General features: G+C 42.7%; 13 protein-coding genes and 1 pseudogene. 12 read left to right on the plus strand and 2 right to left on the minus strand.

Annotation, left to right across the window (positions count from 1 at the left end; genetic code table 11):
* Positions 1 to 103: 103 nt before the first annotated feature.
* A complete protein-coding gene (locus AAC155_RS15065) occupies positions 104 to 1,366 on the minus strand; it encodes a glycosyltransferase family 4 protein (RefSeq protein WP_113043145.1) in 1,263 nt (420 codons plus the stop codon).
* A 1,613-nt stretch (positions 1,367 to 2,979) separates the two neighbouring features.
* Positions 2,980 to 3,135 (minus strand): hypothetical protein, encoded by a 156-nt coding sequence (locus tag AAC155_RS15070; RefSeq protein ID WP_158536578.1) that lies wholly within the window; start codon positions 3,133 to 3,135, stop codon positions 2,980 to 2,982.
* Between the two features lie 405 nt (positions 3,136 to 3,540).
* Here AAC155_RS15070 and AAC155_RS15075 point away from each other — a divergent pair, with 405 nt between their 5' ends.
* The 12 genes and pseudogenes from AAC155_RS15075 (at position 3,541) to AAC155_RS15130 (ending at position 16,497) form a co-directional block, all read left to right on the plus strand.
* Entirely contained in the window at positions 3,541 to 3,990 is a 450-nt protein-coding gene (locus AAC155_RS15075) for a phage tail protein (RefSeq protein WP_113043146.1), read from the plus strand.
* Between the two features lie 53 nt (positions 3,991 to 4,043).
* The gene (locus AAC155_RS15080; protein WP_113043147.1) at positions 4,044 to 5,120 is read left to right on the plus strand and encodes a phage tail sheath family protein; all 1,077 of its coding nucleotides are present in this window, start codon (positions 4,044 to 4,046) and stop codon (positions 5,118 to 5,120) included.
* An 11-nt stretch (positions 5,121 to 5,131) separates the two neighbouring features.
* Entirely contained in the window at positions 5,132 to 6,529 is a 1,398-nt protein-coding gene (locus AAC155_RS15085; RefSeq protein WP_113043148.1) for a phage tail sheath family protein, read from the plus strand.
* Between the two features lie 48 nt (positions 6,530 to 6,577).
* Positions 6,578 to 7,771 carry a phage tail sheath C-terminal domain-containing protein gene (locus AAC155_RS15090; RefSeq protein WP_113043149.1) on the plus strand — a complete coding sequence of 398 codons (1,194 nt, stop codon included), beginning with the start codon at positions 6,578 to 6,580 and terminating at the stop codon, positions 7,769 to 7,771.
* A 13-nt stretch (positions 7,772 to 7,784) separates the two neighbouring features.
* Entirely contained in the window at positions 7,785 to 8,243 is a 459-nt protein-coding gene (locus AAC155_RS15095; protein WP_113024977.1) for a phage tail protein, read from the plus strand.
* Positions 8,240 to 8,419 carry a DUF5908 family protein gene (locus AAC155_RS15100; protein WP_113043150.1) on the plus strand — a complete coding sequence of 60 codons (180 nt, stop codon included), beginning with the start codon at positions 8,240 to 8,242 and terminating at the stop codon, positions 8,417 to 8,419. The genes AAC155_RS15095 and AAC155_RS15100 overlap by 4 nt, the downstream gene beginning before the upstream one ends.
* Positions 8,406 to 9,089: a CIS tube protein gene (locus tag AAC155_RS15105; protein WP_113043151.1), complete on the plus strand. Its 684-nt coding sequence runs from the start codon at positions 8,406 to 8,408 to the stop codon at positions 9,087 to 9,089. The genes AAC155_RS15100 and AAC155_RS15105 overlap by 14 nt, the downstream gene beginning before the upstream one ends.
* A pseudogene (locus AAC155_RS15110) lies at positions 9,086 to 10,790 on the plus strand (phage baseplate assembly protein V). The gene AAC155_RS15105 and the pseudogene AAC155_RS15110 overlap by 4 nt, the downstream one beginning before the upstream one ends.
* Before the next feature lie 12 nt (positions 10,791 to 10,802).
* Positions 10,803 to 11,324, plus strand: coding sequence for a GPW/gp25 family protein (locus AAC155_RS15115; protein ID WP_113043153.1), 522 nt, complete (start codon positions 10,803 to 10,805; stop codon positions 11,322 to 11,324).
* A complete protein-coding gene (locus AAC155_RS15120) occupies positions 11,321 to 11,737 on the plus strand; it encodes a hypothetical protein (RefSeq protein ID WP_113043154.1) in 417 nt (138 codons plus the stop codon). The genes AAC155_RS15115 and AAC155_RS15120 overlap by 4 nt, the downstream gene beginning before the upstream one ends.
* Positions 11,738 to 11,779: 42 nt before the next feature.
* Positions 11,780 to 13,606 carry a hypothetical protein gene (locus AAC155_RS15125; RefSeq protein WP_113043155.1) on the plus strand — a complete coding sequence of 609 codons (1,827 nt, stop codon included), beginning with the start codon at positions 11,780 to 11,782 and terminating at the stop codon, positions 13,604 to 13,606.
* Positions 13,603 to 16,497 carry a hypothetical protein gene (locus tag AAC155_RS15130; protein ID WP_113043156.1) on the plus strand — a complete coding sequence of 965 codons (2,895 nt, stop codon included), beginning with the start codon at positions 13,603 to 13,605 and terminating at the stop codon, positions 16,495 to 16,497. Before AAC155_RS15125 ends, AAC155_RS15130 begins: the two co-directional genes overlap by 4 nt.
* Positions 16,498 to 16,542 lie beyond the last annotated feature (45 nt).

Here is a 16,542-nt window from a genome sequence, read left to right on the forward strand (position 1 = left end):
AAACGAGTCAATTAAGCATTAAAGCGAAGCGTAGACGAATATGGATGAAAACCCAATTTTTGGAGCGAGTATTACAGGCGGGTTTTGCTAATGTGAGTGATATTTAATCATTCATGCGGTTGCCCTGCTTGTTACATACATCCATAATCCCATTAACAAATAAAGTATTATTGAAATTTGTCAATACTCTTTCCCTCGCGCTTTCCCCCATTTTTCTAGCTAAATCTGGTTCTTCAATAAAACGCAGTATTCCACGAAAGATATCTTCTGGATTCAATATTCGTTTTCCATCTTTCAAATATACGGCCACCTTTATTCCATCTATTCCATCCCTAACTAGTTCATTTAATGAGTCAACACTTGTGCAAACTATCGGTTTACCCATTCCCATAAATTCCGCTGCCACGTAACAAAACGATTCCCATATGGATGGAACCACTGCAATGTCTGCTATTTTAAAATATACTAAAGCATCTTTTCTTGGTATATCACCCAAGAATATAACTTGTTCCTCTAATTCAAATTGATGAACTAATTCCTGTAGATAAGAGAGCTCTGGCCCAATTCCGATAATTAACAATCTTATATTTGAAACCTTTTGTTTCAATAGAAAAACTGCCTCAATCAAATAATTCATTCCTTTTACAGGTACTAAGCGACCACATGCAATAATCAAGATTTCTTGAGTACTGACTACGTTTTCTCTCCTTTTTGCATACTCTTCTACAGTTAGTGGAGTCATTTCTTCAAGTATAACTCCTAAATAAACTACACTTTGGTTATTAGGTTCAAGGTTGTAATTTTCATTTATACTATTAAAGATCGAGTTACTAATAAAAACGTTATAATCCGACATTCGTAACGACTTTTCCTCCAAATCAAATAAACTATTGTGACTTGCTGATATTGCATTTGAAACCATATGAAATGTGCTTTTATCATATGGAACTATTTGCCTAAAATCTTGTGATAGAATATTAACAATTGGACAATTATATAATTTTGACACTACCTTCGCTTCTGGAAAACAAAACAGATCTGGTAATAGTATTACATCGGGTATACCCAACTTACTTACTAAATAATTCACTCCTTTTAAGAGGCGATGATGTGATCTGATAATAGCATCCGATAAATTGGAGTGATTGATGTATATTTTTTCATTCGCTACTCTATAGATATGAAGATTACCATATACTTCGTGAGAATTAACTTTCTTTGTAGTATTCGTTATGACTCCAATTTTCCCATCGCACGATGACGAAATACCTTTAGCTAAAGAAAATGCAACGGTACCGGTTCCACCTATTGTAAAAGGAGGATATTCTCTTGATAAAATAAAAATAGTCATCATTTTTTTACCCACCCAACCTTTCCTTCTATTCCAATAAATTCAAATATATTTCTATTTGTTTATTAGATACCTGATATGCGTTTTCATCTTGATACACACGTTTATACCAAGTAACCGTTTTAAAAATCGCTCTTTTAAAATAAAAATACGGTTTCTATCCCAAGCTTTAAGTTCGCTTTATCGATGTTTAAATGTAGAATGCCATGTTCAAATGGAAAATCTTCAACAGCTTCTATTCGAAGTTCACCAACACCCCACGCTAAAACGACCGCTTTACAAAATTGATGAACATTATTAGTTTTATTCGGAAAAGAACCAGAATTCCATGAGCCTCGATATTCTTGTGGATTATTTCATAATTAATTAGCCAAATATAAAAAACCGCGTATTAAATCGAATATATGGACCAAAACTGTATCTCAGTTGCTGAATAAAATCATTCTTCAATAATTATTAGAATATCAGAATCATATTTAACCAAATTTTAAATACTATCTCTATGTAAATACGATAAGATTGATTCACTACTCGAACACTGTATCAATCATTATCTCAGACCGTGATTGTCTAACACTCTACCTCTCTCAAAATCAAATTATAGGCTCCAAACTATGATAGAAAATCGTGCAATACAAACTACCTTTCTCAAGGAACCAACACTTATTTCTTGCCTATCATTGTACAATAACATCATGCCTAATTATATCTATTGAATTTATAGAGTATAACCATTGGATAGTTCCTATAGTTAATTATAATCGATTGTACTGAAGAGATTTCTCCATTAATAATTTACAAAGAATGAACTTTTATTTTATAAACAAAGTAAGTTCATACCTATACTTAACATTCATAGTATTCTCTTAGAATACAAGCTATTCCATATTCAGAATAAACAATAAGGTATTCATCATCTACAACACATAATATCAAAGCTACAACTTTATAAAAGCTGCTTGATTCTCCTTTAAAAACACGTTGAAATTATATTTTAATGATAACTCATTAGAAGATTGAGGTTATTAAACTATTAACGCTACCGCCCTTGCTAACTAAAGCACTCCTAAAAAACCTATAGACTTCTTACTCGCTTGGAACTTCTTTATTTCAAAGACAATAATTCTGTTCTTATCCATATATTCTTCTTCGAGATGCTATCGAAATTTAGAACACTTTTAATATAGTAAATTACTATCATTTAATAAAAACCAATGCAATAACTCCACTTGGTTATAAATTTCACATAAAATGGGTTTTAAGATCCAGATATGTAGCACCAATATATTCATGCCTGTAATCCAATAACTGTCAAAGCTGGCTCTGAACTTTCTTTCTCACTCCTTTCATTACTGTACTACCAGTTTAGGCAAGATAATATCTGCTCCTAATATCTCTAATATCCCATATTCATTACTGATACTCAGGTGGTTGTATTAATCAATTTCTTATGATCAAATTCAATATAATAACAACCATTTATCTATTGATTGGTCGATTACTGACAAATAAAACATAAAGCAATTCCCCCAATCTCTGACTTTATTATTCTAAAAAACAAACACCCAAAAAAATCAAACAAAATCACCTGGCAAAAAACAAGCAATAAAGAATGCTAATACATAAAATCACCAATACTGACTATACCCTTCATCTTTCAAGTTGCCTCTTTGTTGGCTGCGCTCGCTCACCCCGGTCACATAGTTACCTATGCTCCCAGGGATTCTCTCCCTTGCCGTCGCGATGCATCTTGAAATCCATTGGGTATATTCATAAAAAATCAAACCATAGGCTCAACACGATCTTCTCTACCCACTCTTTTGATCATCAATTAATCGATAAAAGAGAAAATAATTATCCATTCATAATTTTCCTATCCCCTAAAACCAAATAAAACGGCTCTAATACCTAAAATGAGTAACCTATGCCATACCAATTAATAATTATCACTCACTATTAATTAGTATTCCCTCAAAAGATTCATTACTTATAATCATGCCGCTTTATTAAAAGCGAACTAAATAATCGCGAAGTAAATTTTTTCAGCATAAATAATAACCGCCATAAGGCAGGTTGCTGCGGTAGCTATAGCCATAGCTCGGAGCTAATCAAAACCTCGGTGTTAATCAAAACAAGGCAATAACACCCTGTTTATCTTTTAAACGTAAATAACCAATCAAGGAAAAATTATGTCTACAACTCCTGAACAAATCGCTGTTGAATATCCGATCCCTACTTACCGCTTCGTTGTCTCAATCGGTGATGAGAAAGTCCCTTTTAACAGCGTTTCCGGGCTCGATATTTCTCATGACGTCATCGAATATAAAGACGGTACAGGCAATTATTATAAAATGCCCGGCCAACGTCAGGCGATCAATATTACGCTACGTAAAGGTGTCTTCTCCGGTGATACTAAACTTTTTGACTGGCTTAATTCTATTCAACTTAATCAGATCGAGAAAAAAGATATTTCAATCAGCCTAACTAACGAAGCCGGTACTGAAATTTTAATGACCTGGAGCGTGGCAAATGCCTTCCCAACTTCATTAACCGCTCCTGCTTTTGATGCCACCAGCAATGAAGTTGCGGTTCAGGAAATTAGCCTGACCGCAGATCGAGTCACTATTCAAGCGGCTTAAGACTTATTTATCAAGCTATCTACTCAGAATATTGCACAATAATTGGAGGCAACATGCCAACATATTCTTATCCCGGCGTTTATATTGAAGAGGACGCTTCACCCGCACTCTCCGTTCGTTCCAGTGCAACGGCTGTGCCGGTCTTTGCTGTTACAAACAACGGTTCATTAATATCAGATAAACCCTATATTCGTGTTAGTAGTTGGATGAACTATTTGACACTAAAAGGCGAACCATTTAATCCCAAGAATATCCTTGACGTTTCACTGCGTGCTTATTTTATTAACGGTGGTGGATATTGCTATCTCGTCAAAACTCAAGAGTTAGAAACACAAGTGCCAAAACTTGACGATGTGACATTACTGGTTGCCGCCGGAGAAGAGATCAACGAGGTGGCAGGAAAACTTTGTCAGCCGGGCAAAGGATTATTTGCCATTTTTGATGGCCCACAAAGTGATACCGATATAAAAGAACCAGAAAAAGCTCTCAAGCCTTATTCCCCTACCGCTTATGGCGCAGTTTATTACCCTTGGCTAACCGCTGAATGGGGAGAAAATAAAGCCGCCATTGATATTCCACCCAGTGCGGTTATGGCCGGTATTTATGCCAGTGTCGATAATAGCCGAGGAGTCTGGAAAGCACCCGCTAACGTTCCTATTCAAGGGGGATTACAACCTAAATACCCGGTAACCGATGATCTGCAAACGCAATATAACCAAGGCAAGGCACTGAATATGATCCGTACCTTTCCTAAGAGCGGTACGCTGGTTTGGGGGGCTCGTACACTTGAGGACAGCGATAACTGGCGCTATATCCCGGTTCGCCGCCTGTTTAACAGTGCAGAGCAAAATATTAAAAATGCCATGAGTGCTATGGTATTTGAACCCAACAGCCAACCTACGTGGAAAGCCGTCCACCGCGCTATCGATAACTATCTCCATACTTTGTGGCAGCAAGGCGGGTTGATGGGCAATAAAGCCGAACAAGCTTATTTCGTCCAAATCGGTAAAGGTCTCACCATGACCGATGACGATATCAAGCAGGGCAAAATGATTGTCAAAGTGGGTCTGGCGGCAGTTCGTCCAGCCGAATTTATTATCTTGCAGTTTACGCAGAACATCGCTCAATAATCGGAGGCAACATGCCAACAACACCAACTTATCCTGGCGTCTATATTGAAGAAGATGCATCACTGGCTCTCTCCGTTAGCCAAGGGAATACGGCAATCCCAGTTTTTATTGGCCGTTTCTCACCGAAAAAAATCAGCGCAACGCCACAAATAACACGCGTGAGTAGCTGGTTGGATTTCACTAATCTGTTCAATGTGGGTTGTATTACGTCGGTAGCAGTCAAATTAACGGAACCTACTCCACCACCTGCCCCTTCCGATCCTGAGAAAAACGAAGGCAATGCAAAAGCCAAAGATAATGTAAAAACTTTTGCCGCCCAAAATATTACGCTTGATACAGACGATAAAAATAACAGTGATTCTTACAATATAACTATCGGCACCTATACAACAAGCAGTGATGCCTTAAAGCTTTATTTCCAAAATGGTGGCGGTCCTTGTTATATCCTGCCAATTTCTAATCCAGAAGATCCTAATATGCTGGCATTAATCCCTGCGTTAATTAAGCAGGCTTTAGAAATTACCTTGATCGTCTGCCCTGAACAAGATTCTCATTACCAGAGCAAAATATATAACAGTCTGACATCTTCATTATTAAATGAGGGCTATTTCCTTATCGCGGATAATCAGGATAAAGAAACCACACTTAACGTTAGCCTGCAATCACAAACCGCGACTTATTATCCGGCAGTGAAAGTCTCACAACTTATTCAGATGGAGGAGAGTAGCGTCACGGTTTCAGGTTATCAGGATGCAAAAGTTACCCATCTGGCAGAACTCAAACAGCAAAACTCAGGACTCTATAAGCAAGTTATCGAGGCAATAAAACAAAAAATTGCTGATAACAAAAATATCATTCCCGCCAGTGCAGTCATGGCAGGCGTGTACTGTGCTACCGATGCTCGTCGTGGCGTCTGGAAAGCACCGGCGAATGTTGTTCTCAGCGGAATTAATGATGTAGCGGATCGGCTCAGCGACAATGAACAAAGTACCATGAATCGAAAAGGTATCAATGCCATCCGTTATTTCAGTAACAAAGGATTTGTCGTCTGGGGCGCACGTACTCTGCAAGATGATGACAACTGGCGCTACATTCCGGTTCGACGTTTATTTAATGCGGCAGAACGGGATATCAAGCAAGCCATGCGATTTGCCGTTTTTGAACCCAACAGTCAGCCCACCTGGGAACGGGTCCGGTCAGCCATTGACAACTATCTCCATCAACTCTGGCAGCAAGGGGCACTGGCCGGTAATAGCCCGCAGGAAGCCTATTTTGTCCAGATTGGTCAAGGTGTCACCCTATCCGATATTGACATTAAACAAGGCAAAATGGTGGTTAAGGTTGGGATGGCGGCAGTCCGTCCGGCTGAATTTATCATCCTGCAATTTTCGCAAAATGTAACACAGTAACCGTACTGAGGCGCGGTTCGCCGCGCCTGTTCTATTGAGGAACCGAGAATGGAAATCACACAGCCCGGCGTCACCATCACGGAGAACCTGATATCCCAGCAACAAGATGAGGCGTTTATCGGTGTACCGGTTTTTATTGGTTATACCGAAAAAAGTCCAGACAACAAAACCTCCGTCAAGTTAAACAGCCTGACCGATTTTACCCTGTCATTTGGTGAATCAGGATTAACATATTATTCCGTGCGTCACTTTTTTGACAACGGCGGTCAGCAAGCCTATGTACTGTCGTTAGGATCTGATGAACCACGCGGCAATTTTCAATCATTAAGCTCTACTCTCCAACAAAATTGGGTTAAACAAGCGATTTCGGCACAGAGTGCTATCACGCTGATTGTGGTCCCCGATATTGTCTATCTGAATCAGATGGATGCTCCCGATTCAGAAATCGATCAATACGACAAGATTCAGTTCTGGCTACAATTTTGGCAATCAGTACTTAACCTTTGCCGGTGCCGACGTGGCATCATGGGATTGCTGGATGCCCCCGATGATCCCGCACTGGCCGCGGAATGTTTAACGCAGCTCTCTTCCAGTGATCGGCAATGGGGCGCCGTATACTGGCCAAGATTGAACAGTGCCTATCAGGAACAAGATCGGTCTATTGTTCTTTCGCCGACTGCGGCGGTGGCCGCCATTATTCAGCGTAACGATAACCAAATGGCGGTCTGGCACGCACCCGCGAATGTCGCGTTAGCCAAGGTGATAAGCCCAATACGCTCTCACATTGAAGCCGATGCCCTGTTTAACCAGAATGGCCCTTCGTTGAATCTGGTTCGCAGCTTCCCCGGCAAAGGGATAAAGATCTGGGGATGCCGCACGCTGGACAACACCCCCGGCTCCCCTTGGCGCTATATCCAGACACGCCGTCTGGTTTCCTATATCGAAGCCCATATGACTCAACTGGGCCGAGCCTTTGTGTTTGAACCGAATAACGCCATCACCTGGATGAAGTTGAAAGGTCAGGCTTACAACTGGTTACGTCAGTTATGGCTGAATGGCGGACTGCGCGGTACGCAGGAAGATCAAGCTTTCGAGGTGCTACTGGGGGTTGATGAATCGATGAGCGAAGCAGATCTACGGGCCGGGAAAATGATCATGAAGATCAGGCTGGCACTACTCATTCCGGCGGAATTTATCGAGTTGAATCTGACATTTGATACCCGTACCGGGATCACCCATTAAACAGGGGCAAAATATGAACAATTTATACACCCCGTCGGTGTCACACCGTTTTATCGCCAGTTTTCTGTTTAACAATATCCCCAGCCCACTCGACATTGCTTTCCAGCGGATATCGGGACTCAGCCGTGAACTGCAAACCACCCAACACAGTCAAGGCGGAGAAAATGCCAGAAATGTTTGGCTAGCCGAGAAGATCCAGCACGGCAGTTTGGTTCTGGAACGTGGTGTTATGACCGTCACGCCGCTGACTTGGGTGTTTGATCGCGTCCTGCGCGGCGAGAAAGCGGTGTATGCCGATGTGGTCATCATGCTACTGAATGAACATTCAATTCCCGTGGCAAGCTGGACATTAAGTAACGCGTTGCCGGTTCGCTGGTCCACTGGCGACCTTGATGCCAATAGCAATACGGTGCTGGTGAACGCGCTGGAATTACGTTATCAGGATATGCGCTGGTTAGGAGTGAAAGCATGACCGTTGAAATTAAGGAGCTGATTATTCAGGCTAAAGTGACCGATTCAGCCAGTTACTCGGTCACGCCACGAACACTGGCGCAGGAAGCGCTGGATAACGCCCACCTGATTGAAAAGGTGAAACAAGCAGTATTAGAGGAATTGCGTGAAACAGGAGGTCATTATGAGCTTAATTGAACGCAGCCTGTCCAAACTCACCCTCACCGCTTTCAAGGACCGTGAGGGGAAAACTTCGGTAGGCAGTTTACAGGCAATGTATAACCCCGATGCCATCCAGCTCGATTATCAAACCCGTTATCAGCAGGATGAAAGCGTTAACAGTGCCAACCAAAGCAGCCGCTATGTGTTATCCCAACCGGCGGGCCTGTCATTAGTCCTGTTATTTGATGCCACCATGCCCGGCCATAACACCCCGGTAGAAACGCAATTAGCAACGCTAAAAGCCTTGTGTGCCGTGGATGCCAGTACTCACGTTCCCCACTTTCTTAAAATCAAATGGGGCAAAATGCGTTGGGAAAACAAAGGCTATTTTGCCTGTCGGGCCAGTGGTCTCAGCATTCATTACACCCTGTTTGACCGGGATGCCACACCGTTGCGGGCCAGCGCTACCCTATCTCTGGTGGCAGATGAAAGCTTTGTGATTCAAGCCACCGAGCAGCAATTAAAATCGCCCCCGGCTACTGCGGTTAACGTCACGGATATGCTCTCCCTGCCGTTGATCGCCTTAGGCGCCGGCGCTTCTCTGGCGGGGGGGATTGATTATCTCTCGCTGGCTTGGCAAAACGGTCTGGATAATCTTGATGACTTTACCCCCGGACAAATGTTGCAAGCACAGGGGAAAGCATGAAGATACCGACGATAACGATCAAAATAGACGGCAAAACGCTTAACCACTTTACGGTTATCAGCCTGACAGTAAACCATCATATTAATGGCATCCCCTCGGCTAACATCACGCTAGGGATCGCCGGTGATGCCAGCCATATTTTTGATGCCAAGGCGCAAGCTGAACTGGCAAGTTGCCGCCCCAATCACCAACTTAGCGTGCAGATCGAAAAAAACGTGGTGTTTAAGGGGATCATCGTTCGGCAAACATTGGGGCTTAAGGGTCAGGACAGCATCATTACTCTGACCGCCAAACATTCATTGCAAAAATTAACTCACAACTTTCACTCGCAACTGTTCAACAAACAGAGTGATGAGGCGATTATCAAGAAGTTGTTTAGCCAAGCGGGTATCTCTGTCACGATAAAACAAGCCCCTCAGCTTAAAACGGTGCATGAGCAAATGGTGCAATTTCGCTGCAATGACTGGGCTTTTCTAAAAAACCGGCTGTTCGCGACCCATACTTGGCTGCTGCCCGGCAACGATAGCGTGACGCTGGTCGCCCCGGAATCCCTTAATCGGTCAACCGTGCATACCCTCCACCAGCGAGCCAACCATCAGGATGCGGTGTTATTTGAAGCGAATCTGCAATGGGATAACCAACGCAGCCCCAAAACCGTGAGTGTACAGTCTTGGGATATCGCCCAACAAAAACTGTCTCCTGCTCATCAGGTAAAAAACAGCGGTCTTGGTCACAATCAACTCGCCATAGACAACCTGACATCATTAACCAACCAACAATGGCAATGGGTTTTCAGCTATCCGTTGGACAATGAACAAGCCAAACAGCTTGCTCAAGGCATCCTGAACAACCGCCGAAGTCACAACGTCTCCGGCAATTTTGAGGTCGAAGGCGATAACCGTTATCAAACGGGGGATGTTCTGGCGTTAAACGGCTTTGGTCAAGGGATGGATGGTCAGGCGATGATCACCGGTGTCAGTCAGACCATCAATCAACGGCAAGGCTGGCGCACTCGGCTAACGCTGGGGCTACTGCCGGAAACAGAGCAAGTTATACCGCAGGCAAAAGAGCTGCATATCGGGATCGTGGAAAAATATCAGCGAGATAGCCAATCATTAGGCCGTATTCCGGTCAAAATACCGGCGTTAAACTTAACCAACGGCACCCTTTTTGCCCGTATGGGTAAACCTTACGCCAGCCACGAAAGCGGATTTTGCTTCTACCCTGAACCGGGGGATGAGGTGATTATCGGCTTCTTTGAATGTGATCCTCGCTTCCCGGTGATATTAGGCTCGATGCACAATCCTAAAAATAAAGCGCCGTTAGAACCGAGTGAAAAAAATCCGGTGAAAACCTTAGTGATTAAACAGGGAGAAAATCAGCAAGCATTACTATTTAATAATAAAGATAAAACCCTCGCATTGAATAGCGGAAAAAATACCTTATCTCTGCAACAGGATAAAGATATCACGCTTATACTCAAGATACTTCAAAGTGCATGTTTGAAAAACGATTATGTTGTTGAATTTAAATGTTTTTATATCTGACAGCTCAAGCATCTTGAAGTTCATTCGGTATAATTCCGCTAAGAATCTTATTACCCATGCTCAGGAAATTAAAATAGAGGCGCAAAAGTCTCTGGCCGCCTCCGGGAAATCAGGGGTTGATATTAAAGGTGCGAAGATTAACTTAACCCAATAATAAGGTAATGAGATGACAAACAAAACATTAGCCAATAAAGCATTAGCTAATAAAGTATTAGCCGATATCTACGGTCGGGGTTGGTCCTTTCCGCTGCAATTTTCTATTAAAGATAGTACGTATAAAGATAGTGCGTATAAAAATAGTACGTATAAAAATAGCACGCATCCTGAAATATCCACCGGCGTCACAATGGCGGAAGGGGCAGAAAACGTTCGCCAAAATATGAAAATTCTCTTTCTCACCGAACCCGGCGAACGAATTATGCGAGAGAATTATGGTTGCGGCCTGAATGATTATCTGTTTGCCAATATCCGTGACGAAATGATGGCAGAAATTCAAACTCGGATTGAAGAACGGGTATTACGCTATGAACCCCGCGCCGATATCAGCGAGATCCAAGTCAACCAGAGAATGGATGTCCCCAATACCCTGCATATTCAGGTCACTTACACCCTGAGAGGCAGCGAAATCAGCCAGCAGATTGAAGGCGCTCTTGAAGTTAATGAAGGCCGGGTACAGGTGAGTTTATGAGCAAACAACTGGTGGTGGATGGCGACACTTTGCTGTTCGAGCCGTTATTTGGCAACCGACAAATCACCATTCTGGGGCCGGCGACCATCCGGGGTAGCGGACACACTCAAATTCAGGGCAAAAAGATTGTCGTGGTCGGTGATGAAAAAAAGGTGCAACTTCAAGCGCAATATATTACCCCAAGCCACCCGGTTCCTGGCATGGGGATGGTCACCATTGCTCAATTGGATGCCAGCCAGCAGGTCAACTTCTGCCGTAGTCCAGTCACAGTGATTGTTGTCGGGCAACAATTTATCGCCCGTTTTACCCCGACACAACCAGCCAATAATCCATCGAGCGGCCCGGATGTGACAGCCCCCAGTATGGGCAAAGGTCGGTTTATTGCCAGCCAATATGCGGTCACTGCCGGATAAATAACCTCTTCAACTTTATTTTAAATAACAGGTGGTAAAAATATGGGACAAGCCGAGTTAGAAAATAAACTCTCTGCTATTGTGCCGGATACTGCATTTAAACTTGATGAAAGAAGTACGCTAGATATTTTAAATTGGCTTAAAGCTTACGCTAAAGAAATTCCTTTCGATCAAGAGAAAAAACAGTTCTGGGACAGTTTCTACTTTATTCAAGAAAATAATCCTCAACAACTAGCGGATATTTACCAAAATGTGAATAAAGCCGATGGTCGATTACCCGCCCATCAAGCTTTTGTTTTGGCTTTTTTAACGTTATTAGAAACAACTAATCGATTATTAAATACCTTTCCGGCCCGGCATCGCAATCTTTATTATCGGGAATTATTAGGGCTGAAACCCAAAAAAGCGCAAGCGGATAAAGTTGCTATCGAAATTACTCTGAATACTGACAACCCAGAATTTCTGGTAGCCCAAGGCACACTGTTTGATGCGGGGCAAGACAGCGCCGGTAACTCGTTACACTATGCGTCAGATACGGATTTACTGGCGAATCAGGGAAAGTTAACCGATCTGCGTTGGTATCGGAAAGTTGGTAATGTCTGGAAATCAGCAATACTATTAAGCGACTCAGACAACATTGAATTTCCCAAAAACGGTATTCAACTTTTTAGCGAAACATCCAATGATCTTGAAGTTCAATCTGGCCACCGGAATTGGGACGAAGCAAATATATCGTCATTAACCCATGACACATTCTACTTAGGCTTTACCAATGTATTACCGGGACAAACTTTATCTTTATACTGGCAGTCAGAAGGTGTTAAAGCACTTAATTTATCTTGGTCTTATCTAAATCAGAAAAATATCTGGCAGCCAATCAATCAACTGGTTCACGATCAAACCCATAACCTGTTTGACCGGGGTATCTGGCGCGCCTTATTGCCACAGGATGCGGCAGATCAGGCGGCTCTGATGCCAACGGGACGCTACTGGCTGAAAGCTGAGATAACTCATCCGACTGCCCCCCAAGATTACCCACGCATTAAAGGTCTACTGTATAACGCTACCACGGCGACGTTGATCAACGCAGAAACCGTTGAACAGGATCACTTTATCAACGGATTAGCTGCCGACAACATTAAACAGCCGGTCAATACATCCCCTGCAATCAGTAGCGTAACTCAACCTTGGGCTTCTTGGAATGGTCAGCCGCAAGAAACCGAGCAAGCCTTCCTGACGCGGCTCCCGGCCCGTTTATCTCACCGTAACCGGGCGCTGAGTTGGGGCAACATTGTCACCTTATTAAAAGAGCAATTTGTCAGCCTGTTTGATGTCAAATACCCGTCTGCCGATGAATTAACCAAAATTCCGGCACCGGAAAAGCAACAACTGATTGTGATCCCTAACAGCCGTTACAAAGATAACAATGATGCGCTGCGTCCAACGTTAAACCCCGCTCGGCTGACAGAGATGGTCGAATGGATCAAACAACTCAGCAGCCCTTGGGCAACCCTTGAGATCAGCAATCCCACTTACGTTGACGTTAATGTGAACTACCAAGTGACTTTTACCACTGACGTTAACCCCGACTACGGCCATCATCAGCTACAACAGGAGTTAAGCCGCAAATATATGCCGTGGGGCGAAAATAGGGCTATCGGCGTGACAGTCGGTAATCACATTGACTACTACCAGTTGTTAGCCACCATCCAACAATCGCCTCTGGTGGAACGTGTCACCGATTTAAGCCTAACCATCGCTAACCGAACCACAGGTGCCGTGGGTAAAAGTATCGAAGCCGCCGATAATGAAGTGCTAATTTTAGTCTGGTCAGAGCAGCGTCCCTCAAACCAAGGAGTTAACCAATGAATCATCAGGATGCCCTGTTTCCCATCGTCAAAGACGATATTACCTTCGATGCCTTACTCGCTCAGGCCAAAACAGTGATTGAGCAGCAATCCGGCCAATGCTGGAGCAATACCAGTGAAAATGATCCCGGTATCACCTTATTAGAAGCCTGTTGTTATGGCGCCTCCGATCTGGCCTATCGCCACACATTACCACTGAGAGACCTTCTAACGCCAAGACCAGAGGACCAAACACCCGGCGACGGTATTTTTCCTCAGGAGTTCGGCCCACAACAAACGCTGACCTGTGGCCCGATCACTGCGGAAGATTATCGCCGGGCTTTATTGGATTTACATAGCAGCGACACGGTTAATGAAACAAGCGAAGGTTATTTTTTCTTTAATGATGTCCAATTAATTCGTGAACCTGAAAATCAACGTTATCAATATTGGTATAACAAACAGAAACGTGAATATAGTTTTAAAAACTCCGGATCAGATAGCCAATTAACACTAAGAGGAAATTACTGGCTCTATTTACTGCCTGGTCGGGAAACTGAAACGAATAAAACACTGGCTGAGGAGAGGCTGAAAACTTTCCTAAAAGACAACCGAAATTTAGGAGAATCCGTTAGTAACATTATCTGGCTGCAACCTGCCGATCTCCCCTTGCAGATTAATATTGAACTTGAAGATAACGTCATCGATTTTGCTGATATCTTCGCCCAAATTTATATGACGGCGGAACAGATAGTACTAGCAAAGCCCGAACGTTATACCACTCAGGCCATGAAAGATCAGGGTCACTGTCATGAAGAGATATTTTCCGGCCCTTATTTACATCACGGTTGGATACCGACCTTACCTCAAGCCAAAAACTACACCAGCGCTACCATATTAAATCTCAGTCATTTGGTTAACCGATTATTAGCGATTAAAGGCATTCAGAGTGTCACCCGGCTGGCATTAGCTCATCACGACACAACTATTACGCCATTGTCGGATGATAATTGGTCTTGGAAAATCGCTCAGGGATATTACCCCAGATTATGGGGTAACGATCCACTGGCATTAATTACCTCAGCAAACAGCCCGCTTACCATTATTGCCAAAGGCAGCGTTAAAATTAGCGTTTCCAAACAACAGGTGGAAGAAAAAATAATTGAAGAACCACTGATTAATACACAACCTGAATTACTGCATTGGGGTAAATATCGTAAAGTTCTGGATTACTATCCGGTAAGCAATAAATTACCGGCTTGCTATGGATTGCAGACCTATGCCAGCAACCAACAGCAAATACAGTTGCATCAATTTATGCTGCCTTTCGAGCAAATGCTAGCTAACGGCTGTGCCGAACTTGCCCTTTTACCAAAACTATTAGCCTTTAAACAACGGGGAGATGACGTATACGGTGCTCAATGGCCTTTTAAAGCCGATACTGTCAGCCAACAAGCCCATCAAAACATAAAAACTGATTTAATAGAAAAGCTCAATAATGATTCTCAAATCCATTATGATAAAGGCAATAATAAAGATAAAAACTATGCCAAGGAACTGACAATTCTGAATTACCTATTAGGCTATTTTGGTACTCATCGCGCAGCCAGACCATTGACACTAAACACACTCGATTTTCTAAACACCCAACGCGGCTATCTGGCTCAACAACCGGAACTGACCTATCAACGTAATAATATTCGGATTGATAAAGTGTCGGCACTGCAAAAACGAATTGCTGCCCGATTGGGTTTGGGCGGGGAATGTTTCAGTAAAACACCTAATCTGGATGGCCTGCCTTTTTATTTAATTGAACATCGTCAACTTTTGCCGATAAAACCCGACACGAAATTCGACGATAAACAAAAACCTGATGCTCTAAAGATAATTGAAGAGAATTCAGGCTCTAATAATCATCAACTCATCATCACACAGCAAGGTATTGCAGGTCGGTTATTACAAGGTCAGGTAATTAATCTGATTATTATTGAAGGTGATAGAGAGTTTATATTACGGAGCCAAATGATCACCGCAGTAACAGGAAATACCTTTTCCCTTAGTACCCGTAACAGCAGCGATTTGGAACGCAATCTGGACAGAATAAAACAGAAATTTAATGATGGTAATCTGCGCTGGCAAAATAGCCCGGTGTGGCTGGAAGATATGGATTATCAATTGGTTTATGCCGATGAAAAGTTTAAAAATGCTACCGAAGATCAACGTTGGATTAGTTCCAGTGCTCAAAGCCCCTTCCCGGCCATGATTGAAATAGGTGACGAAATCACGCTAAAATATGTGATTACCCCCTCTGAGCCAGACCTAAAAATATCAGCTCGTACAGTTCTCACGGAACCACCCGAATATGAACTCAAAGCGCGGGTGGTTAAATTTGATCGTATTCAAGGCAAGATATTAATTAAACGCAACCAAGACTCACCGAATAAAAACTTTCCAAAAGAGGCCGAAGCATGGCGTTATCGCTGGTACTTCTCCAATGAAAAATATGCCTTGGCTGACCGCTTTTCATTTGTGGTTAGCGTGGTAGTGAATCGTCAGTTAATTGAGAATGACAAAGTTGATCCTTATAAGTTGGAATCTTGGGTGAAAACAGAAATATTAGCTGAATTCCCCGCACATATTTCAATGATTATTCACTGGTTATCACCGGAGCATTTTAAAGATTTTGCCAGCACCTATAAACGCTGGCAGAACAATGACGCCTCTTTAGGAGACGAAGCATACCATATTTTAGAGACCTTAACCTTGGGACGCCTGCCTTCTGATGCAACCGGTATTGGTAATATGCGAATTGCCACTAAACAGCAATGTATCGAGGTCATTGGTGAATCTGGCGATCAATGGAATGCAGCAGTCATAAAAAGTAATCAATTATTATATGTGCCTAAGCCGTAGGCATAACTAAACTCAATGCAATTATTAATAAAGACAGTAGCAAAA

The organism is Photorhabdus sp. HUG-39 (assembly GCF_963878365.1).
Classification (GTDB): domain Bacteria; phylum Pseudomonadota; class Gammaproteobacteria; order Enterobacterales; family Enterobacteriaceae; genus Photorhabdus; species Photorhabdus kayaii.